This window comes from Paenarthrobacter sp. NPDC089322 (genome assembly GCF_040684895.1).
Lineage (GTDB): Bacteria > Actinomycetota > Actinomycetes > Actinomycetales > Micrococcaceae > Arthrobacter.
Map to the genome: position 1 here is coordinate 35,770 of NZ_JBFBGW010000013.1, position 20,420 is coordinate 56,189.

Here is a 20,420-nt window from a genome sequence, read left to right on the forward strand (position 1 = left end):
ACGCTACCAAGCCGGTTCGCGCAACAGAACCGTAACCGCTGTAAATGCGGGCGTGTCCTCCCGGTAGTGTTGAGGCCATGAGTGAACCCATTGACCTGAAGGCCACGTTCATCCCCAACGAAGGCGAATTCTTCCGTGTGAAGCTCGCTTTGGAAATCGCGATCGATGAGGTGGTCAATGAGCCCGGCTGCATCCGCTATGAACTGACGGAAGCCACCGAGGAAAAGCTCGTGCTGACCGAGCGGTGGGAGTCCGAAGAACTCCTTGAGAAGCATTCCAAGGGCATCGCCGTCCAGGACCTGAACGAGTCCCTCAGCGCCCTGCTTGCCGAGCCCGTTCAGCTGGAACGGCTCTAGCCGGCAGCAATTTGAAGCAGCATATGGCTGCAAAAGCATCGAGGCCGCCGGAGTGTTCCGGCGGCCTCGAGGTTTTCCTGCGGTTTCAGGAACCGCAGAGCAGCTTAGTTTTCTTCGGCCTGGGCGGCGCGCTGCTTGGCGACGTGGGCGTGGACCTCTTCCATGTCCAGGCCCTTCACGGCCTCGATGACCTGCTCAAGCTGCGGGCCGTTAAGGGCGCCGGGCTGCGAGAACACCAAGACCTTCTCACGGAAAGCCATGAGCGTGGGGATGGACGTGATCCCGGCTTCGGCGGCGAGCTGCTGCTCGGCCTCAGTGTCTACCTTGGCGAAGAAGACGTCGGAGTGTTTGCCCGATGCTGCCTCGTAGGTGGGGGCGAACTGGCGGCACGGAGCGCACCAGGCGGCCCAGAAATCCACCAGGACAATATCGTTGCCCTCGATGGTCGATGCGAACTGTTCTCCAGTGATGTCAACTGTAGCCATGCTTCCACCGTACGCGACCCCGTCCGCCAAGTCCCGTCCGGCAGGGGCTTGTTCGCTCCCCGCGTCAACGGGAATAACGGTGGAGTCCTGCCCGTTGCTTCACCGGCCCAGGACGTACTTCAGTGCTGATGCGTAGAGAGGTGCCACCTTGTTGTGGCCGGCCTGGTTGAGGTGCACGTCATCCAGGTAGTCGCCCGCGGCCCCGGCAATGGTTGCCGTGCCGGACATCGAGATGCGGGGCCAGCCCCTAACGGCGGCTTCCCTGGTTACGAGCCCGTCCACCCATCGCCGCTGGGCATGGTTCGCGTCATACCGGGACAGAACTCCATTGACCAGAATGGTGCTGCGTGGGTATTTGCGGCGCAGCTCGTCCCAGAGCCGGTTGGCTTGGGACAGGATTGCAGCATCGGTGGCACCGATCCTGGCGTCGTTGCCACCGAGGTTCACCACCACCAGTCCGGGGTTGCCTTGCGGCAGGAGGATCCGGTCCAGCAGCAACGCATCCGTTGCGGAACCACCTCCGACGGCGGGACTTCCGGAAACGTAGCCGATCCCGCCGATGCTGCGGACTACTTGCCGCGGGTAGCCTGCAGCCTGGGCGCCTTGTTCCGCCCAGGAGTCCAGGTCCAGTTGCGAATCACCCAGGAAGACGACCGTGGAAGCGTCCACCGCTTCGGCCGAGTAGAGCTCCTGCGTGGCCTCGTTCCAAATGGTCTCAAGCTTCTGGAAGGCGACGTGCGCTCCCCTGGCATCCGTCCACGTATCGCGCACCGGCCAGCCAAACTCGCCGGGGTTGATGGACCACACCTTGTACGTCGGGTGGCCCACGATCCGGGCTCCAGTCTCCGGACCCCATACAAGCCAGCCGTTGACGAACTGCTGCACAAGCCCGCCGGCCCGCGGAAGCTTGTCGGTGAGCGGCAAGCCCAGCTGCCCGGCAGCACCGCCCAGGGATACGTAGCGGTTGTGGACGTCGCCGTGCGTGGTGGAGTGGGCGCCGGTTCCCGCCGACCAGTAGACAGTACCCCCTTGGAACAGCTGGTAGACGAAATCCTGTTGGCGGTACTCCTCGCTGACCGGGTAGCCCAAAGCGCCGTTCTGGCCGCCGGTGGCAGTCCAATAATTGCGAATAGCTCCCGTCAGGGCATGGGCACCGGTGGAAGGCGACCACACGATAGTGCCCCGCTGATACTGCTGCGCCGAGCCCCCGTTCCTTAGCCCCAGGGTTTCGTCGGTTGTGGGGTAACCGAATTCGCCGTTCTCCATTCCCGACTGGCGCCACCGCTCACGAATTGCGCCCATGGATGGATGCGCCCCGCTGGCAGGTGACCACACCACGAAGCCGCGTTCGAAGACCTGGTACACACCGCCGTCGCGTAATCCCGTGCGCTCACCGGTGACCGGATACCCCAGGAAACCACCCTCAAAACCCGCTCGGCCCCACGCCAAGTGGACGGATCCGCTAGTCCGTTGGGCGCCCGTAGCCGGCGAGAAGGTGATCGCGCCGCGCTCGAACAGTTGCTTCGATCCACCGTTCCGAAGCCCACTGGCAGTGTCTGTTGTTGGGTAGCCGTGGTAACCGGCCGGACCACCTGCGTCCCACCAGGACGTCCGGACAGGACCGTTCACCACAACACGGGCGCCTGTCCGGGAGGACCACGCGATGTCGCCGCCCACGAAATGTTGGACGCAACCGGTAGCCGTACATTCCTCGGCGGCCGTGGGCTTCAGCAGGACGCTGCGTGCCCACGTGCTGGTGGCGTAGAGGTGGCCGATCGCTCCGGTGAGGGGCGGTGCGGCGGTCTCCAGCGGTGTTGTCAGCGGGCCCGTCAGCGCAACTGTTTGGGGGGCCAAGGCCTGGGCCGGCGAAGCGGACCCCATTAATCCCGTCGCCAGAACAAGCGAGCCAACTGCCGCGGAAATCCTGCGCCTGACCTGTGTGGCGGTCGTCATTGCGCAACTCATACTGCTACCCCATAAAAAGTCGGGCGGAAGCCCTGCCTCTGCTCCCCCATCGGAAACAGTGAGGCAAGTATCTTCGACGCCGGCACCCTGCCGCCGTGCCGACGCGGGCTTTGGTGCCACATCGTTATGTTCCCGGCATCTTGTAGGCACCCGCGCTCCCGCCTAGCCTGTGAAGCATGCGTTCAAGGGAGCTTTCTCCGTGACCGAGGCCATCGTCGTGGAGGGTTTGCGCAAGACGTTCGGCCACCGTGAAGTCCTCCATGGGCTGGACTTCGCAGTACCGCGCGGCACGGTTTTTGGTGTCATCGGGCCGAACGGGGCGGGCAAGACAACCACCATGCGCTGCCTGCTGGACATTATCCGCCCAAGCGCCGGGTCCATCTCGGTCTTGGGTGAGGATCCCCGGCGTTCCGGGACGGCCCTGCGGCGGCGCATCGGTTACCTTCCCGGCGAGCTCCACCTTGAAAACCGGGCCACGGGACGGCGCATGCTGGAGCACTTGGCAGCCATCAGCGGCCCGGTGGATCACCGCTACGTGGACCAACTGGCGGAGCGGCTGGACCTGGACCTCGACCGGCAGACCCGCAAGCTATCCAAGGGCAACAAACAGAAGCTTGGGCTTCTGCAGGCTTTCATGCACCGTCCCGAACTCCTGGTCCTTGACGAGCCCACCAGCGGCCTCGACCCCCTTGTCCAGCAGGAGTTCCACGGCCTGGTCCGCGAAGTAGTGGCGGGCGGCGCCACCGTTTTTCTCAGCTCGCACGTCCTCAGCGAGGTTCAACAGGCCGCCGACGCCGTGGCAATCCTCCGGGACGGTGACATCGTCACCATCTCAACCGTGGAAGCCCTCCGAACGGCTGCGGTCCGACAGCTCCGGTTCACCGCTTCAGGGACAAAAGCGGACGACGTCGGCGCGCTGCTTGCCCGGGTGCCGGGAGTCGCCAACGTCGAGGTGCGGGAAATCCCGGCCGACGGCCACGTCGGCGGCTCGGTGGCGGCGACCGCGACGCTTGCGGGCAACGTCCAGCCGCTGGTCCGGGAACTTGCACGGCTGACCCTGGACGACCTTGTCCTTGAAGAACCGGACCTCGAGGAGGCAGTCCTGACGCTCTACACGGGGAACGCCCCAAACACCACCGGCGCCAACCACAAGGGGAACAATGCCTAAGGTCCTTCCGCTTCTGACCAAGGCCCTCACGGATTCGTGGCGGTCCACGATCGCGTGGGGCATGGGACTGGCAGCCGCGGCCATGCTCTACCTGCCGTTGTACCCGTCCATCGGAGGCAGCGCACAAATGCAGCAGATGATCGACGCCCTCCCCCAGGAGATGACCCGGGCATTGAACTACGACCAAATTGCCACCGGCCCCGGCTACACACAGGCCACGTTGTTCGGGTTGATCGGTTTCCTCCTCATGTCCATCGCATCCGTTGGCTGGGGCGCGTCAGTAGTGGGCGGTGATGAGGAGTCCGGCTTGCTCGAACTGACTCTGGCACACAGTGTCACCCGCGTCCAGGTTGTCTTGGAGCGCGCGCTGGCACTGGTGGTACGTGTCGCAGCGTTGTCTCTTCTTGTCTTCCTTTTGGTGCTGGTACTGAACGGGCCCGCGAAACTCGATATCGACGTCGGGCATCTCGCCGGAGCCGTGGTGCTGTTCGCTGCGCTGGCACTGCTCAGCGGAACCGCTGCCCTCTGCGCGGGCGCGCTGACGGGACGGAAGGTGTACGGGATAGTGGCCGGCGCCGCGGTTGCGGTGCTCGGTTACGTTTTCAACGCGGTCGGCAGGCAGAGTCCCGACGTCGAATGGCTGCTGAATCTCTCGCCCTACCATTGGGCCTACGGAAATTCGCCCGTGGCCAACGGCGCCGACTGGGGTGCCGCAGGGGGTTTGCTCGCCATCTCTGCAGCGCTGATCGCCGGGGCCGCTCTGGCGTTGCAGCGACGGGATGTGGGCGTTTAGCTCCATACGTGCGGGGCTGCCCTTCGGGCCCCGGGCAGGGCGTTGTTTTCCCGCCACTCGTGGATCCAGCCAGGAAGTTCCAGGTCAGCCGGCGGGGCCCCGAACTCAGCAATGATCTCCTCCTGCGACACGGGCCTGCCCTTGGTGAGCAGTCGCGTGGCGATGTGGGCCCGGGCGTAGATTTCACCGTCCACCACCATCCGCTGCTCAAAATAGATGGCCTTGGTATCGAGGCCGATGATCCGGGTTTCGATGGTATAGCGTTGCCAGAGTTGCAGGGATTTGCGGAACGCAATGGTTTCGCCGGCGGCCACAGGGCTCCAACCGCGCCTGCGCATCTTCCGCCAGATCCCGCTGCGAACCATGAGGTCGAACCGGCCGAGGTCCATCAAGGAAAAGTACATTCCGTTGTTGACGTGCATCGCGATGTCGATGTCTGTGGGAAGCACCCGCAGCGGCAGCGACGACGTATCCCACGCTCCCAACGGCGAGCGTTTGGACGAGGTGAAAAGCAACATGAGGGTGCGAAGAAGCAGATGCATGCCAACATGTTACCTGCGAGTAACTTTTGCCGGAACAGGCGTGCCTGGGCGGGACGCATGCGTTAGTACATCCGGTGCTTTATGTCCAACGATTGCACAAACGTTTACCGCCGGTTCATGAAACCCGTGCACAATATCTGGAACCCGTGAACACCGGAAACAATCCAGGGAGAACGTTTTGAGCGCACTGCAAACTGCCGCACCGCACGGCGATGTCTGGCCGGACCTTGCCCGCCACCAGGTGGTTGTTCTCCAGGATGCGCGCGGAAACCGCATCGAAGGAACCATCGATGGCATGACGGATGACCGCAGCACCCTGTGGGTCCAACTCAAAGGTGGCCTGGGCCGGCAACTCGTCCACCACATGGACGGCTACTGGCTGGAAACACCGGCCGCATAGTTTTCGCGCCGTGTCGAAGGAGTTCGCGGTGGCTAGTATTCCCCTATGACTCAAGCGCGATACCGGGACCTGGTCGAGTGGCCCCTCATGGCCACGGCACTCATCTTCCTCACCGCGTACGCATGGCAGGTCATCGGCCGCGTCGATGGCGCTGCCGCCCTGCCCTTTGAAATCGTCCTCTGGATCACGTGGGGCATCTTCGCCCTGGACTACTTCGCCAATTTATGGCTTGCCGAAGACCGGGGACGATGGTTCATCTGGAACCTCCACGAACTCCTCATCGTGGTCCTTCCCTTCTTCCGTCCCCTCCGCCTGCTCAGACTGGTCACGCTCCTGTCCGTCCTGCAACGGACTGTGGGAGAAACCCTCCGGGGCCGCGTTGCCACCTACGTTGCCGGGTCCGCCGCGATGCTCGTGCTCGTCGGGGCATTGGCCGTCCTGGACGTCGAACAGAATGCCCCCGACGCCAAGATCGTGAACTTCGGCGACGCCGCGTGGTGGGCCATCACCACCATCACAACTGTTGGCTACGGGGACCTGTACCCCGTAACACCCATCGGGAGGATCGTCGCTGCGGCCCTCATGATGAGCGGCATCGCAGTTCTGGGTATCGTCACGGCGTCCATTGCCTCCTGGCTAGTGCAGCGGATCGAAGAGAACGCCGAAGGGGTCGCGGCCGCCGCGGAAGACAAGGCAATGGCGGCCGAGGAGCCGGTACGGGCCGAGTTGGCCGGTCTCGTCGAGGAGATCGCAGCCCTGCGGCGGGAAATCGCTGAACTGCGCGGGCATGCGGGCAGGCCCCGTGCAGGGCAGTAGCGCCGCTGACGGGGCACGGTTCAGCCCGGGCCGTCACCACCTTCTTTGAACACTCGCTCCCCCGTGACGCGCCGTGGTTTGCGGCGTGTCACCGGGCTTACAGACTCAAAGTGGGTCGTGGCCGCACACCCCCGACCGTGAGCTGCAGGTACGGGGTCCTCAGCGCGGGGCGACCAAAACCCTCCGGCACACGAAAAATCCCCGGAACCAGGTGGTTCCGGGGATTTCCCGTTTGGGTGGCAGATGAGGGATTCGAACCCCCGTAGGCAGTGCCAGCTGATTTACAGTCAGCCCCCTTTGGCCGCTCGGGTAATCTGCCGAACTTCAAAAGAAGATCACTTCCGGAAACCGTTTCTTTTCGATCCGGTAACCGAAGGCAGAGACAACCTTACAGAACTTCGGCCCAAGAATCTAATCGAGGGTGGATGACCCGGTTTCGCCCGGAATATCAGGCTTCTCCGAGGATCCGGCCAGCCAGTTTCGCTTCGAACTTCTCTGCCTGCTCGGCCGTGATTTGGTTAAGCTCAACCGCCCGCTGGAGGTCCGCGTGGATGCCGTCCATCCGTGAAGCCGCATCCGGAACCGGGCTCAGGACAATCGAGGCCGCTACTGCCGCTGCTGCAACGGCACTGGCGGCAGCAGCTGCGGCTGTACCTATGGAACCCGCCGCCGTGCCGATGGAACCCGCGGCCGCCGATGCGGACTTACTGACGTACTGGGCGGCCTTGCTGCTCATGCTTACCTCCGAAGGTGGGCTCTTCCAACAGGTACAACTCTGGAACGGCTGCCTCCGTTCCAACCATGCGTGTGCTGTGAGCGAACTGTGAAAGAAATCGACGGCCCCACGCGTCTGCTTCCGTACTAGGCTGGATGGCAGACAAACCGCCCTTACCGGGCCCCCAACCTAAGGAGAGTCATGGCAGGCGAATCCACATTCGACGTCGTCAGCAAGGTAGACAAGCAAGAGGTAGCCAACGCGCTTAACCAGTCCCAGAAGGAAATCGCACAGCGGTACGACTTCAAGGGTGTTGGCGCGGAGATCGACTTCAGCGGCGAAAAGATCCTTATGAAGGCCAACTCCGAGGACCGTGTGCTGGCCATCCTGGACGTCTTCCAGTCCAAGCTCATCAAGCGCGGCATTTCACTGAAGTCCCTGGACCAAGGCGAGCCCTACCCCTCCGGCAAGGAATTCCGCCTGGAGTGCACCATCAAGGAAGGTATCGCCCAGGACATCGCCAAGAAGATCAACAAGATCATCCGCGACGAAGCCCCCAAGTCCGTCAAGTCCCAGATCCAGGGCGACGAACTCCGCGTGACCTCCAAGTCCCGTGACGACCTTCAGGAGACCATGGCCATCCTCAAGAACTTCGAGGAAGCCGACCTCCAGTTCGTCAACTTCCGCAGCTAACACTGCAACAGGAACAGCCGGGGTTCGACCCCGGCTGTTCCTGTTTAAGGCGAGCGTCGGCTAAAAAGGCATCATTTAGAGCGGCCGTCCGGCCATCCGTTCCAGCCTGCTGATCCGCTCCCCCATGGGTGGGTGAGTGGAGAACAACCGCCGCATGCCACCGCCGCGGAACGGATTGGCGATCATGAGGTGGGAGGCGTTGACGAGCCTCTGGTCCTGCGGAAGCGGCAATTGGGACACGCCCGACTCGATCTTCCGCAGGGCCGATGCCAGGGCAAGGGGATCGCCTGTCAGTTCGGCACCGTCCTCGTCGGCGTCGTACTCACGTGTCCGGGAGATGGCCATTTGGATCAGCGAGGCGGCAAACGGCGCCAACAAGGCCATGGCAATCATGGCGAGCGGGTTGGCGTTGCGACGATCCCCGCCACCGAAGAACAGCAACATCTGGCCGACGGAAGTGATGACACCTGCCACGGCCGCAGCAACGGAGGACGTCAGGATGTCCCGGTTGTAGACGTGCATGAGTTCGTGGCCCAGGACGCCGCGGAGTTCGCGGGCGTTAAGGAGATGCAGGATCCCCTCGGTGCAACAGACTGCGGCGTTCTTGGGGTTGCGGCCGGTTGCGAAAGCATTGGGAGTCATGGTGGGTGAGAGATAGATCCGCGGCATGGGCTTGTTGGCGCGAACGGACAGTTCACGAACGATCTGGTAGAGCTGGGGCGCCTGCGCTTCCGTCACCGGATATGCCTGCATGGACCGGATGGCGATCTTGTCGCTGTTCCAGTAGCCGTACGCCGTGGTGGCGACACCGATCAACGCCATAATCCAGATGGGTGCTGAACTCCGTGTTCCTGCACCGATGATGGCACCCAAACCCAACAGCACCGCCCACAGCACACCAAACAGTGCCGCAGTTTTAAGTCCATTGTTGTGTTTGTGCACGGTTGCTCTTTCTCTTTCCTCAGTTTTGCAGGTTTGGTTCCTGCGGGGTTCTGTTCTGTACGGATTAACGCCGACGGCGGCCGCCATGTTCCGTTGGCTGCGCACCTGAGGCTGTGACTCGCTAAGGCCGCAGCTACGGCACGGGATGCTTGGCATCGTAGGCAACGAATCCGGGCTGCAGCCGTGAAGCCGCCCAGGCCAGCACGATACACAGGAGCCCGCCGAGAAGGAGCACCCCTCCTTCGCTGAGGAACTGCGTCACTCCGCCCGCCAGCATGTCACCAACACGGGGCCCGCCGGCAACCACCACGATGAACACGCCCTGCAAACGGCCCCGCAAGTGGTCGGGCGTGGCGGACTGGAGGATGGTGGTGCGGAAGACAGCGCTGACGGAGTCCGAAATTCCTGCGAGCGCGCAGCAGACAGCGGCGGGGATGAGCCAGAAGGTCACTCCATCGCGTCCGGAGTCCCCTGCCATCAGGACAACCAGGCCGAAGGCCGCGATGGATCCTCCCCATCCCATCACGGACCACACAACAGCACTGCCTTGGCGTCGCACCCGGCCCAACGGGCCGGAGAAGAGTCCTGCAAGGAACGCCCCTACAGCAGTGGCGGCGAGCAGGACACCGACCGTGGTTTCACCGCCGCCGATCATGACCGCTCCGATGGCCGGCATCAGGGCCCGGGGTTGGGCGGAAATCATCGCTATGAGGTCGATGATGAACGTCATCCGTACGTTGGGCCTCGTCCCCAAAAACCGGAACCCCTCCACCACGGAGCGCAGGCCCGGACGCACTGCGTCTCCCGACGGGGGCAGGGGAGGCAGTTTGACCAGGCTCCAGAGGGCGAAGGTGAAGCTGATGACATCAATGGTGTAGGTCCAGCCGAAACCGATGGTCGCCACGAGCACTCCGGCCAGGAGCGGTCCTGCGGTCATGGACAACCCGAAGGTCAGCATGCTCAAGGCGTTGGCCGCCGGAAGCAGATCTTTGCGGACCAGCAGCGGAATAATGGCACTGCGGGCAGGACCGTTGATCCCTTGGGCGCCGCTTTGGATGGCCACGAGTACGTAGAGCAGCCAAACGTTTCCCACCTCCAGCCACGCTTGCAGGGCCAGTCCCGCGGTGGTTGCCCACAGCACCAGCGAGGCAATGAGGGCAACCTTGCGGCGATCATAGGCGTCAGAGACGGAGCCTCCATACAGCCCTGCCACTACCAAGGGGACCAAGGCAAAAATGCCCAGGAGGCCAACGTAGAAGCTCTCCTGGGTCAACCGGTAGACCTCCAGGCTGACGGCTACGAGCGTGAGCTGGGTACCGATGGCGGCGACCGAGCCTCCCAGCCACAGCCGACGAAAGGCCGGACTCTCCTTCAGCGGGGTGATGTCTGCCAGTAGTTTCGCCACCTTGCAACCCTAACGACTTGCACGGACAAACCCTGCGTCGACGCCTCCCGGGACAACCATGGGGTTGGTAGGCTCACCCCCGGGGGTAAAGGAGGTGACACGGCCTTGTATCGACGATTGCTGTTCCGCTCGGACATGTGGGAGATAGCCCGTCCCCGCCATCCCCTGACCGCCGGGCACCTCCTCATCCGCTTATCGGACCCGTCCACGGAATTCGCAGAGCCCTCGGCCGCGGACTGGTTGTTGTGCCACAGCCTGGCACGGGTTGCCCTGCGCGATGTTCTTGGCGCCCATCGCGCGGCCCTGATGTTTGCGCATAACTGGCATCCGCTGGGTTCGGCCGTCGGCGAGCCCGTTGCCGAGTCCTCGACGCCCACGTTCCACCTTTTCGGGCGGTGGAAAGGAGAAAGCACGACGCCGGGACTCCAGCTTTCGCTGCCGGCCCACCGCCGCGTGGCGGAACCTGAAGCCGACCTGGACGTCGTCGATGCCCGGATCAGGGATTCGCTCCGGCTCACTGCATCAAGGGCGCCCGCGGAACCAGGCACGGAGGCGGGCTGGGCACCCCAGCCGGGTGCCGGCGTCGTGCCCTTGCCGCCGCCCGTTCCCCTCCCCCCGCCCGTTCCCCTCGTGGCGACGGTGGATCACGCGCGCCATCACAGTGTGATCGAGCCGGCCAGTGGCGCGGTTTCGATTGGGGACGTCCACCCCGGAGAGCTTGTCTCCGTGGCGGCGGCGTTGGCGACATTGTCGCTGTCGAGCGGCCTGAGCGGTTTCAGTTGCGTGGTGGTGGAGTCCGGGGAACCGGGCGCACCGCTCCGTGTGCATGCGGTAGGGCGATCGGGGGCGGAAGATTCGAATCCGATGCTGGAGCTGTTTCGTTTGCCTGAAGTTAGCCTAGCCTTATTGTGAACTCCTCATAATAAGTGTTTCAATGAATGCATGACCGATCACACACCTGACCAGGAAGCATGGGCCGCAGCCCTGCATGCCCACGGCAGGCGTGTGACCAAACAGCGGCTGGCAGTGCTTGCCGCGGTCCAGCATCACCCGCATTCCCCGGCCGAGGGCATCCTTGCCGCTGCCCGCAAAGAGCTTCCTGAACTGACGGCTCAGTCCGTTTACGTGGTGCTCAGCGACCTCACGGACCTGCAAATGCTGCGCCGCTTCGAACCCCCGCACTCCCCGGCTCTCTACGAAACCCGGGTGGGCGACAACCACCACCACGCCGTCTGCATCAGTTGCGGCCGGGTGGAGGACGTGGATTGCGCCGTGGGACATGCCCCCTGCCTCACTCCGCACTGGGATGAAAGTTCCAAGCCGATGACCATCCAGATCGCAGACGTCCTGTACCAAGGCATCTGCCAGGACTGCCAGTCCAAACAACAGCTTCCCGTACAACCTTCCGTAACTCAGAAATAAGAAAAAGGAGAATGATGACCGCGAACATCTCGACCACACAGTCGGGTGCCCCTGTCACTTCCGACGCGCACTCCAAGTCCGTCGGCGCTGACGGTGCCATCATCCTGACCGACCACTACTTGGTGGAAAAGCTCGCCCAGTTCAACCGTGAGCGGGTCCCGGAGCGTGTTGTGCACGCCAAGGGCGGCGGCGCATTCGGTACGTTCAAGACCACCTCGGACGTCTCCAAGTACACCAAGGCCGCTTTCCTGCAGCCGGGTGTCGAGACGGACATGCTGATCCGTTTCTCCTCCGTCGCAGGCGAAAACGGTTCCCCGGACACCTGGCGCGATCCCCGCGGTTTCGCAGTAAAGTTCTACACCTCCGAGGGCAACTACGACCTCGTCGGCAACAACACCCCGGTCTTCTTCATCCGCGACGGCATCAAGTTCCCGGACTTCATCCACTCCCAGAAGCGCCTCCCGGGCACCCACCTGCGTGACGCTGACATGCAGTGGGACTTCTGGACCCTCTCCCCCGAGTCCGCACACCAGGTCACCTGGCTCATGGGTGACCGTGGCCTCCCGGCCTCCTGGCGTGAAATGCAGGGCTACGGCTCGCACACCTACCAGTGGATCAACGCTGCCGGTGAGCGCTTCTGGGTCAAGTACCACTTCAAGTCCAACCAGGGCGTCAACTCCATCACCGGCGAACAGGCTGAAGCCCTGGCCGGTTCGGACGCTGACTTCTACATCCGCGACCTCCACGAGAACATCGAAGCCGGCAACTTCCCGTCCTGGGAGCTGCACGTCCAGGTCATGCCTTACGAGGACGCCAAGACGTACCGCTTCAACCCGTTCGACCTCACCAAGGTGTGGCCGCACGCGGACTACCCGCTGATCCACGTGGGCACGATGGAGCTGAACAAGAACCCGGAGAACTACTTCGCGCAGATCGAGCAGGCCACCTTCGCGCCGTCGAACTTCGTTCCGGGCATTGCCGCTTCCCCGGACAAGATGCTGCAGGCACGCATCTTCTCCTACGCCGACGCCCACCGCTACCGTGTAGGCACCAACCACGCCCAGATCCCGGTGAACCAGCCCAAGAGCCCGGTTCACAACTACAGCCAGGACGGTCAGGGGCGTTACCTCTTCAACTCCCCGTCCACTCCGGTCTACGCACCGAACACCGTTGGTGGCCCGGCTGCGGTTGAGCCGGCTTCCCCGGCAGGTGGCTGGGAGAACGACGGTGAGCTCACCCTCTCCGCACACTCCTTGCACGCCGAGGACGACGACTTCGGCCAGGCCGGCACCTTGTACCGCGAGGTTTACGACGAAGCTGCCAAGGCACGCTTCCTCGAGACCATCACCGGTGCTGTTGGCGGCGTGAAGAGCGCCGACATCAAGGAACGCGCCATCCAGTACTGGACCAACGTTGACGCCGAGCTCGGCGCCAAGCTGCGCGCCAACCTCGGCGCCGGCCAGGGTTCTTCCGACGCAGAAGCAGCCAACAAGCTCTAAGCGTCAGTAGCTGAAAGAACACCCCACCACGGATCTCCGTGGCGGGGTGTTCTTTTTGTTTTCCACAGACGCTTTTGGGGCTATGGCTGTGCCGGTGCCATGCTTCATAGGATCCTTGCATGAGCACATTCGAAGGTATTCCCCCTGCCGCTTTCCGCTTCTACGCAGACTTGGAAGAGAACAACAACCGTGAGTGGTGGTTGGAGAACAAGAGAACGTACGACGACGACGTCCGGGCGCCGCTGACGAATCTCCTTTCAGAACTGGAGCCGGAGTTCGGGCCCGCCAAGATTTTCCGGCCGAACAGGGATATCCGGTTCTCCCAAGACAAATCTCCGTACAAGACCGCCCAAGGGGCGTTCGCCGCCCGCCAGGAGGGCGTCGGGTTCTACGTCCAGATCAGTGCGGACGGCCTCCTGATCGGAGGTGGCTACCACTCGCATACACCTGCGCAGTTGGCCCGCTTCCGGGCGAGCGTGGACGCTCCCGGCAGTGGCGAAGAGCTGCAGCGAATCGTGGATGCAGTTGCCGCCGCCGGCTTCTCCATTGAGGGCGAAAAACTCAAGACCGTACCCCGGGGTTTCGACAAGGATCATCCGCGGGCGGAACTGCTCAAGCACAAGTCGTTGTCTGCCGCAGTTGACGTGGGCCGGCCTGCTTGGCTCGGTACGCCATCCGCCCGGCAGGAGATCGCTTCGCGATGGGAGGCCCTGAGGCCACTGGTTGATTGGGTTGCGGAGCATGCGGCGCCCTAAGGGCAAAGCAAAGGCGCCCGGAAACATCTGTTTCCGGGCGCCGAGGTCGTGTACCCAGCCCGAGGGCGTGGTGCAGCCTATCGGTTGATTTAGACCTTGGTGAACGTGTCCTCGTCCTCGTCACCCTTAGCCCGGGTGGTGCCGGTTCCATCCACGGCAGCCTTGGCCGATGCGAACTTCTCATTGAGCCGGGAGTGGGTTCGACCATAGGCAAAGTAAATGACCATGCCGACGATCAGCCAAATGGCGAAGAAGATCCAGGTTTCGACGGCAAGGTTGGTCATCAGGTACAGGCACAGGATCGCCGAAATGATAGGGAGAACCTTGCCGAACGGCACTCGGAAGGCCGGCTTGAGGTCCGGGCGTTTCTTACGCAGCACCAGGATGCCCAGGCTGACCATGACGAAGGCGGACAACGTCCCGATGTTGATCATTTCCTCGAGGAGGTCCACGTTCGTCAAGCCTGCTACGAGGGCCACTGCCGCACCGCAAATGATCTGCAAACGCACCGGGGTGGAACGCTTCTCACTCGTCTTGGACAGGGAGCGCGGGAGCAGGCCATCGCGGCTCATGGCCAGGACCACACGGGACAAGCCCATGAGCAGCACCATGATCACGGTGGTCAGGCCCACCAAGGACCCGAAGGCGATAACCTTGGCGGCATCGGTATTGCCTACTGCTTCAAAAGCGGTGGTCAGGGTCGGGCTCTTCTCCTCGGCCAGGGTGGTGTAGGAAACCATGCCCGTGAGTGCCAGGGACACCAGGATGTACAGCAGGGTGACCAATGCCAGGCCACCGAAGATACCGCGGGGCAGGGTCTTCTGCGGGTTCTTGACCTCCTCGGCCGAGGTGGCAACGACGTCAAAGCCGATGAAGGCAAAGAACACCAGCGCAGCGCCCGCAAAAATGCCCAGCGTTCCGTACTGGGCCGGGGCAGCACCGGTAAGGAAGCCGAAGAAGGACTGCTTCATGACGTCTGCGGCGCCGGTTGCGGCAGTCGGCTCGGACGCGGGGACGAACGGCGTGTAGTTGGAGAACTTGACGTAGCTGAAGCCAACAACAATCACGAACAGCACTACGCCGATCTTGATCAGGGTGAAGATGTTGCCAACGCGGGCGGACAGCTTCGTCCCCAGCACCAGCAGCACGGTGAAGATGGCGACGATCAGGAACGCTCCCCAGTAGAGGTCCACGCCGCCCAGGCTGATGGCCGCGGGCATGTCCACGCCCATGAGGCCGAAGACCTTACTGAGGTAGATTCCCCAGTATTTGGCAATCACAGCTGCAGCCGTGAACAGTTCAAGGATGAGGTTCCAGCCGATGATCCACGCCAGCACCTCGCCCATGGTGGCGTAGGTGAAGACGTAAGCCGATCCCGCAACCGGAATTGCTGTGGCAAATTCCGCGTAGCACATGATGGCCAGGGCACACGTGATCGCAGCAATGGCGAAGGAGATGGTGACCGCCGGCCCGGCAAAGTTTGCAGCAGCCTTGGCGCCTACTGAGAAGATCCCGGCGCCGACAGCAACGGCGACACCCATGATCATCAGGTCCCAGGTACTGAGGCTGCGCTTGAGCTTGCGGCCGGGTTCGTCGGCGTCGGCGATCGACTGCTCGATCGACTTGGTCCTGAAAATGTTCATAAATATGCCACATTCTGGATGGGGGTGGTATAGGACTCATCAAGAATAGTGTCCGGTTGATGGACAGCCATATTCATCCCAGATAGTGAGACAAACCACGAAAACCTGTTGCTGATGTGTCTGCTGTGACTGGTTGGACCTCGATCGAATGGCCCCGCAACGGCCCTCTTGACCGCTGCGGAGCCACCCGCGCGTTCGCTGGCACCCAGCAGGCTTAATACCTCCGGTTGGCGCTGTCTGACACCTACAGGTGTGGCATACGTCACTGAACCTGTCGGACATGGCTGATCCTAGGAGGCGCCCGTGTCCCAATCCATGATCGTGGAGCGGATCAGGAAGCGCTTGCCCTCGGGAGACTCCACCGAGAATCCACTGCCGCGGCCCTGCACCACATCCACCGTGAGGTGGGTGTGGGACCAGTAGCTGAACTGCTCGCGGGACATCCAGAACTCCAGGGGCTGTGGCCGGCCCGGCTGGCCGATGTCGAACCGCCCCAGGAGGACGTCTGAATCACCCGTCATGAAGTCCCCTGCGGGGTAGCACATGGGCGAAGACCCGTCGCAACACCCTCCGGATTGATGGAACATCAGCGGTCCGTGCTGATCCCAGAGTTTTCGCAACAGATCCACGGACGCCCCGGTGAGCGCCACCCGGGAATAGTCTTCCCCGGGCAGCGTCACAGAGGCCTCCAGTACATCCTGGGGCTTGGTTGCGTCCATCAGAACTTTAAGACCACGCGGCCGTCGATCTTGGCGTGCTTCATCTCGTCAAAGACCGCGTTTACCTCGGAGAGTCCGCGTGTGGAAACCGTCGGCTTGATCTTGCCCTGCGCGTAGAACTCGAGTGCTTCTTCAAGATCCTGGCGTGTGCCCACGATGGAACCCCGCACTGTGAGTCCTTTGAGCACGATCTCGAAGATCGGCGCTGGAAAGTCGCCCGGAGGAAGCCCGTTGAAGACGATGGTCCCGCCCCGCCGTGCCATGCCGATCGCCTGCCCGAACGCGGAGGGGTGCACGGCGGTCACCAGAACTCCATGGCAACCACCGGTCTCCCGCTGGATGACCTCCGCCGGGTCCTCGTTCAATGCGTTCACCGTCAATTCCGCGCCATGCTCGCGGGCCAGGGCAAGCTTGTCGTCGGCGATGTCCACGGCAACGACGCGCAAGCCCATGGCTACGGCGTACTGGACCGCGATGTGCCCAAGGCCGCCGATGCCCGAGATGGTCACCCATTGTCCAGGCTTTGTCTCCGTCATCTTCAAGCCCTTATAGACAGTCACTCCCGCGCAGAGCACCGGGGCTACTTCCACGGGGTCTGAACCCTCCGGGATGCGGGCGGCAAACCGCGTGTCCACCAGCATGTACTCGCCAAAGGACCCGTCGACGCTGTAGCCCCCGTTTTTCTGCGACTCGCACAGTGTTTCCCAGCCGGTCCGGCAATACTGGCAATCTCCGCAGGCGGACCAGAGCCAGGCATTGCCAACCAGGTCCCCGACGGCAACGTCGGTGACACCTTCACCCAGGGCGACGACTTCGCCAACACCCTCATGGCCCGGGACAAACGGCGGTGTCGGCTTGACCGGCCAGTCGCCTTCGGCGGCGTGCAGATCCGTGTGACAGACGCCCGTCGTCAGGAGACGGGCCAGCGCTTGGCCGGGACCCGGCGTCGGTCTTTCCACCTCCATCACCTTGAGGTCGGTTCCGAACTCCGTAACTACTGCTGCTTGCATGGTCGTCGACATTGACGAACTCCTTTGCTGTTTGAATGGGACGGGTTGGTACCCGGCTGCTGCCGTCGGGTTCCCCACAAAGGCAGCAGCCGGGCAAGCTCCTAGAAGAAGCCGAGCTTGTTCTCGTTGTAGCTGACCAGCAGGTTCTTGGTTTGCTGGTAGTGGTCCAGCATCATGGCGTGGTTTTCACGGCCGATGCCCGAGGACTTGTAGCCACCGAAGGCGGCACCTGCCGGGTAGGCGTGGTAGTTGTTGACCCATACGCGGCCGGCCTGGATTTCCCGGCCTGCACGGTAGGCGACATTGCCGTTGCGGGACCAGACGCCGGCACCGAGTCCGTAGAGGGTGTCGTTGGCGATGCCGATCGCGTCGTTGTAATCGCTGAAGCGGGTCACCGAGACCACCGGACCGAAGATCTCTTCCTGGAAGATCCGCATCCGGTTGTGTCCTTCAAAGATGGTCGGCTGGACGTAGTAGCCGCCAGCCAGGTCACCTGACAGTTCGGCGCGGGCACCGCCGGTGAGGACCTTGGCGCCTTCCTGCTTTCCGATGTCGATGTAGGACAGGATCTTCTCCAGCTGGTCGTTGGAAGCCTGCGCACCGATTTGGGTCTCTGTATCCAGTGGGTTGCCCTGGATGATTTTCTGCGTACGGGCCACGACGTCGGCCATGAAGGAGTCGTAGATGCCCTCCTGGACCAGGGCCCGCGACGGGCAGGTGCACACTTCGCCCTGGTTGAAAGCGAAGAGCGTGAAGCCTTCCTGGGCTTTGTCGTAGAAAGCGTCGTTCTGCGCTGCGACGTCGTCGAAGAAGATGTTGGGGCTCTTGCCGCCGAGTTCCAGGGTGACCGGGATGAGGTTGTTGGAGGCGTACTGGCTGATGAGCCGGCCAGTGGTGGTCTCGCCGGTAAACGCGATCTTCCGGATCCTGGAGCTGGACGCGAGCGGCTTACCCGCCTCCACGCCGAAGCCGTTGACCACATTCACCACGCCTGCGGGCAGCAGGTCGCCGATGAGTTCCATCAGAACGAGGATCGAGGTGGGCGTCTGCTCGGCAGGCTTCAGGACAACAGCGTTTCCGGCCGCGAGCGCCGGGGCTAGCTTCCACACGGCCATGAGGATCGGGAAGTTCCACGGAATGATCTGGCCCACCACGCCGAGGGGCTCCTTGAAGTGGTAGGCGGTGGTGTCGTCGTCGAGCTGGGAGAGGTGGCCTTCCTGGGCGCGGATGGCGGAGGCGAAGTAGCGGAAATGGTCGGCGGCCAAGGGGATGTCGGCGTTGAGTGTCTCGCGGATGGGCTTGCCGTTGTCCCAGGTCTCGGCGACGGCCAGGGTTTCGAGGTTTTCCTCGATGCGGTCTGCGATCTTGTTCAGGATGGCGGCGCGCTCGGCAGCGGAGGTCTTGCCCCACGACGGCGCAACCTTGTGCGCAGCATCGAGCGCCAGTTCGATGTCCTCGGACGTGCCGCGGGCAACCTCGCAGAAAGCCTTGCCGGTGACGGGAGTGATGTTCTCGAAGTACGCGCCCTTGACGGGTGCAACCCATTCCCCGCCGATCCAGTTCTCGTACCGGTCCTTGAAGGTGACCTTCGAACCCTCGGCACCTGGCTGTGCATAAACGGTCATTGCTAGCTCCTTTGCTGCGAATCACGGTGGCTGTCGCCGTTGATCCGAGCCTAGGAGCGCGAAGGTTGCAGCTACGTTGCAACCATGTGAGTCAGCTCACGTTTAGGCCGTCAGTTCCGTTTCAAGCCGCTCAAGGTCAGCCACGACGGCCGCCCGCTTGGGCGAGCGCGGCGGCAGGAGTTTGAGCACGGCAAGGCGGAGGTCGACGTCGTACCTCGCCTCAGGCAGCTGCGCATACTGAAGGAGCGAATCGGCGCTGCCGTCGCTGAGCAGCGCCTCGCGCAGCAGGTGCGAAACCCTCTCGCGCAACTGCACGACGCCGGGCGCCTCCGAGCGCGGCAAAACGGCGCCTTTGTAGATTTCCAGGGCAATGCGGTGGGCGCCTCTTTGAAGACAGCTCAGCACCTGGCCCGAGTCGGGCAGCAGCTCGACAGGAAGACGGTAGGGGCGGGACTCAGGAACCGCGTCCGGGCTGAGCTCGTGGATGACCTTGCGCAGCCGAACCATTTCCGCGCGCAGCGTCACGGCCGAGCCTTCACCCGGGTAGAGCTGCGCGCAGAGGTCGTCAGCGCTGAGCCCGGCCGGATGGTTGCCAAGGATCGCCAGGATCTCGCTGTGCCGCGCCGACAGGGCGACCGTACGCCCGTCGATGCTCAGCAGTGCCTGGTCACGGCCCAGGAGCTGCAGGCTGTTCCGGTACAGGGCACCCTTGTGGGCAGCGGCGCTGCTCCTGCCCCCGGAAGATGAGGTCCGGCGTCGTGGTTTTTCCCGGACAGCGGCAGCGAGCTGGAGCCGTTCGATCCTCAGCTGCGCCTGGGCGGCAGCGACCGTTGCCTCCACGAGCGAAAGCGTATGCGGCGCCACAGCTGTTTCCGTCCCGGTGATGTCCACAACCCCGAGCACGGCGCCGGAATCGGGATCGTGGAAGGGAACGGCCGTGCAACTCCACGGGTGGACCGAGCGTTTGAAGTGCTCGGCACCGGAGATCTGGATGCTTTGACCCAATGCGAGCGCCGTACCTGGTGCACTGGTTCCAACTGACGCCTCGGACCAATCCGCCCCTGCCACGAACATCATGCTTTCGGCCCGTCGCTGCATCACGGGGTCTCCGTCCACCCACAAGAGCCGCCCGACGTCGTCGCCCACCGCTACGAGCAGCCCACTGTCGTGGCTGGGCTGGACCAACAGCTTCTTGATAACGGGCATGATCGCGGCCAAGGGGTGCTGGCGTCGGTATTCCTCAAGTTCGTCCCCATCCATAGCGAGCGGCGCCTCGGGGACATCGGGATTCGCTTGGAAGCTAGCCGAACGCTGCCATGATTCCCGCACCAGGCGGCGGAGTCCCGTGACGTCTTCCGCGCCTGACAACAGGCTGTCCAGGTTCAGCGACTCATGGCTGGCGAGGGCGCGCTTCTGCAGCAGCTCCGCAGCATCGCTGCCGGGAACCGGCGGATGGACTTTCCTCAT

21 protein-coding genes and 1 tRNA gene are annotated in these 20,420 nt (G+C 63.1%); 10 read left to right on the forward strand and 12 right to left on the reverse strand.

What is annotated here, in order from left to right:
• Positions 1-77: 77 nt before the first annotated feature.
• Positions 78-356: an antibiotic biosynthesis monooxygenase gene (locus tag AB0N65_RS13575; protein ID WP_364162261.1), complete on the forward strand. Its 279-nt coding sequence runs from the start codon at positions 78-80 to the stop codon at positions 354-356.
• Positions 357-460: 104 nt separating this feature from the next.
• Here the strand turns inward: AB0N65_RS13575 and AB0N65_RS13580 are convergent, their stop codons facing one another.
• Positions 461-841 (reverse strand): thioredoxin family protein, encoded by a 381-nt coding sequence (locus AB0N65_RS13580; RefSeq protein ID WP_364162264.1) that lies wholly within the window; start codon positions 839-841, stop codon positions 461-463.
• 99 nt (positions 842-940) lie between these two features.
• Positions 941-2,794: a GDSL-type esterase/lipase family protein gene (locus AB0N65_RS13585; RefSeq protein ID WP_364162267.1), complete on the reverse strand. Its 1,854-nt coding sequence runs from the start codon at positions 2,792-2,794 to the stop codon at positions 941-943.
• A 211-nt stretch (positions 2,795-3,005) separates the two neighbouring features.
• Between AB0N65_RS13585 and AB0N65_RS13590 the strand changes: the two genes are divergently transcribed.
• Positions 3,006-3,974, forward strand: coding sequence for an ABC transporter ATP-binding protein (locus AB0N65_RS13590; protein WP_364162270.1), 969 nt, complete (start codon positions 3,006-3,008; stop codon positions 3,972-3,974).
• Positions 3,967-4,767 (forward strand): ABC transporter permease subunit, encoded by an 801-nt coding sequence (locus AB0N65_RS13595; RefSeq protein WP_364162273.1) that lies wholly within the window; start codon positions 3,967-3,969, stop codon positions 4,765-4,767. Before AB0N65_RS13590 ends, AB0N65_RS13595 begins: the two co-directional genes overlap by 8 nt.
• Here the strand turns inward: AB0N65_RS13595 and AB0N65_RS13600 are convergent.
• Positions 4,764-5,309, reverse strand: coding sequence for an acyl-CoA thioesterase (locus AB0N65_RS13600; protein ID WP_364162276.1), 546 nt, complete (start codon positions 5,307-5,309; stop codon positions 4,764-4,766). The genes AB0N65_RS13595 and AB0N65_RS13600 overlap by 4 nt on opposite strands.
• Positions 5,310-5,487: 178 nt before the next feature.
• Between AB0N65_RS13600 and AB0N65_RS13605 the strand changes: the two genes are divergently transcribed.
• Together AB0N65_RS13605 and AB0N65_RS13610 are read left to right on the forward strand one after the other, a co-directional pair.
• Positions 5,488-5,709 carry a hypothetical protein gene (locus AB0N65_RS13605; protein WP_364162279.1) on the forward strand — a complete coding sequence of 74 codons (222 nt, stop codon included), beginning with the start codon at positions 5,488-5,490 and terminating at the stop codon, positions 5,707-5,709.
• Positions 5,710-5,754: 45 nt separating this feature from the next.
• Positions 5,755-6,525 (forward strand): ion channel, encoded by a 771-nt coding sequence (locus AB0N65_RS13610; protein ID WP_364162281.1) that lies wholly within the window; start codon positions 5,755-5,757, stop codon positions 6,523-6,525.
• 237 nt (positions 6,526-6,762) lie between these two features.
• Here the strand turns inward: AB0N65_RS13610 and AB0N65_RS13615 are convergent.
• Positions 6,763-6,844: transfer RNA gene (locus AB0N65_RS13615), tRNA-Tyr, on the reverse strand.
• A 129-nt stretch (positions 6,845-6,973) separates the two neighbouring features.
• Positions 6,974-7,261 (reverse strand): hypothetical protein, encoded by a 288-nt coding sequence (locus tag AB0N65_RS13620; protein WP_364162284.1) that lies wholly within the window; start codon positions 7,259-7,261, stop codon positions 6,974-6,976.
• 180 nt (positions 7,262-7,441) lie between these two features.
• On the opposite strand from AB0N65_RS13620, the gene AB0N65_RS13625 reads away from it, so the two are divergent.
• On the forward strand, positions 7,442-7,933 hold the full coding sequence (locus AB0N65_RS13625) for a YajQ family cyclic di-GMP-binding protein (protein ID WP_364162287.1): 492 nt from the start codon (positions 7,442-7,444) through the stop codon (positions 7,931-7,933).
• A 75-nt stretch (positions 7,934-8,008) separates the two neighbouring features.
• Here AB0N65_RS13625 and htpX read toward each other — a convergent pair whose 3' ends face one another.
• Positions 8,009-8,875 carry a zinc metalloprotease HtpX gene (gene htpX, locus AB0N65_RS13630; protein WP_364162290.1) on the reverse strand — a complete coding sequence of 289 codons (867 nt, stop codon included), beginning with the start codon at positions 8,873-8,875 and terminating at the stop codon, positions 8,009-8,011.
• A 133-nt stretch (positions 8,876-9,008) separates the two neighbouring features.
• On the reverse strand, positions 9,009-10,280 hold the full coding sequence (locus tag AB0N65_RS13635) for an MFS transporter (RefSeq protein ID WP_364162293.1): 1,272 nt from the start codon (positions 10,278-10,280) through the stop codon (positions 9,009-9,011).
• 105 nt (positions 10,281-10,385) lie between these two features.
• On the opposite strand from AB0N65_RS13635, the gene AB0N65_RS13640 reads away from it, so the two are divergent.
• The 4 genes from AB0N65_RS13640 (at position 10,386) to AB0N65_RS13655 (ending at position 13,956) form a co-directional block, all read left to right on the forward strand.
• A complete protein-coding gene (locus tag AB0N65_RS13640) occupies positions 10,386-11,192 on the forward strand; it encodes a hypothetical protein (RefSeq protein WP_364162296.1) in 807 nt (268 codons plus the stop codon).
• A gap of 30 nt (positions 11,193-11,222) precedes the next feature.
• Positions 11,223-11,702, forward strand: a complete 480-nt coding sequence (locus AB0N65_RS13645; RefSeq protein WP_364162299.1) for a Fur family transcriptional regulator — start codon at positions 11,223-11,225, stop codon at positions 11,700-11,702.
• 14 nt (positions 11,703-11,716) lie between these two features.
• On the forward strand, positions 11,717-13,201 hold the full coding sequence (locus tag AB0N65_RS13650) for a catalase (RefSeq protein ID WP_364162483.1): 1,485 nt from the start codon (positions 11,717-11,719) through the stop codon (positions 13,199-13,201).
• A 119-nt stretch (positions 13,202-13,320) separates the two neighbouring features.
• The gene (locus AB0N65_RS13655) at positions 13,321-13,956 is read left to right on the forward strand and encodes a DUF2461 domain-containing protein (RefSeq protein WP_364162302.1); all 636 of its coding nucleotides are present in this window, start codon (positions 13,321-13,323) and stop codon (positions 13,954-13,956) included.
• An 89-nt stretch (positions 13,957-14,045) separates the two neighbouring features.
• Here AB0N65_RS13655 and AB0N65_RS13660 read toward each other — a convergent pair whose 3' ends face one another.
• The 5 genes from AB0N65_RS13660 to AB0N65_RS13680 all read right to left on the reverse strand — a co-directional run bounded on the left by AB0N65_RS13660 (position 14,046) and on the right by AB0N65_RS13680 (position 20,420).
• On the reverse strand, positions 14,046-15,599 hold the full coding sequence (locus AB0N65_RS13660) for an amino acid permease (protein WP_364162305.1): 1,554 nt from the start codon (positions 15,597-15,599) through the stop codon (positions 14,046-14,048).
• A gap of 290 nt (positions 15,600-15,889) precedes the next feature.
• Positions 15,890-16,318, reverse strand: coding sequence for a DUF779 domain-containing protein (locus AB0N65_RS13665; protein ID WP_364162308.1), 429 nt, complete (start codon positions 16,316-16,318; stop codon positions 15,890-15,892).
• Positions 16,318-17,340 carry an alcohol dehydrogenase AdhP gene (gene adhP, locus AB0N65_RS13670; protein ID WP_364162311.1) on the reverse strand — a complete coding sequence of 341 codons (1,023 nt, stop codon included), beginning with the start codon at positions 17,338-17,340 and terminating at the stop codon, positions 16,318-16,320. The genes AB0N65_RS13665 and adhP overlap by 1 nt, the downstream gene beginning before the upstream one ends.
• An 89-nt stretch (positions 17,341-17,429) precedes the next feature.
• Complete coding sequence (locus AB0N65_RS13675; RefSeq protein WP_364162314.1) at positions 17,430-18,953, reverse strand: aldehyde dehydrogenase family protein; 1,524 nt, start codon at positions 18,951-18,953, stop codon at positions 17,430-17,432.
• Between the two features lie 102 nt (positions 18,954-19,055).
• Entirely contained in the window at positions 19,056-20,420 is a 1,365-nt protein-coding gene (locus tag AB0N65_RS13680; protein ID WP_364162317.1) for a GAF domain-containing protein, read from the reverse strand.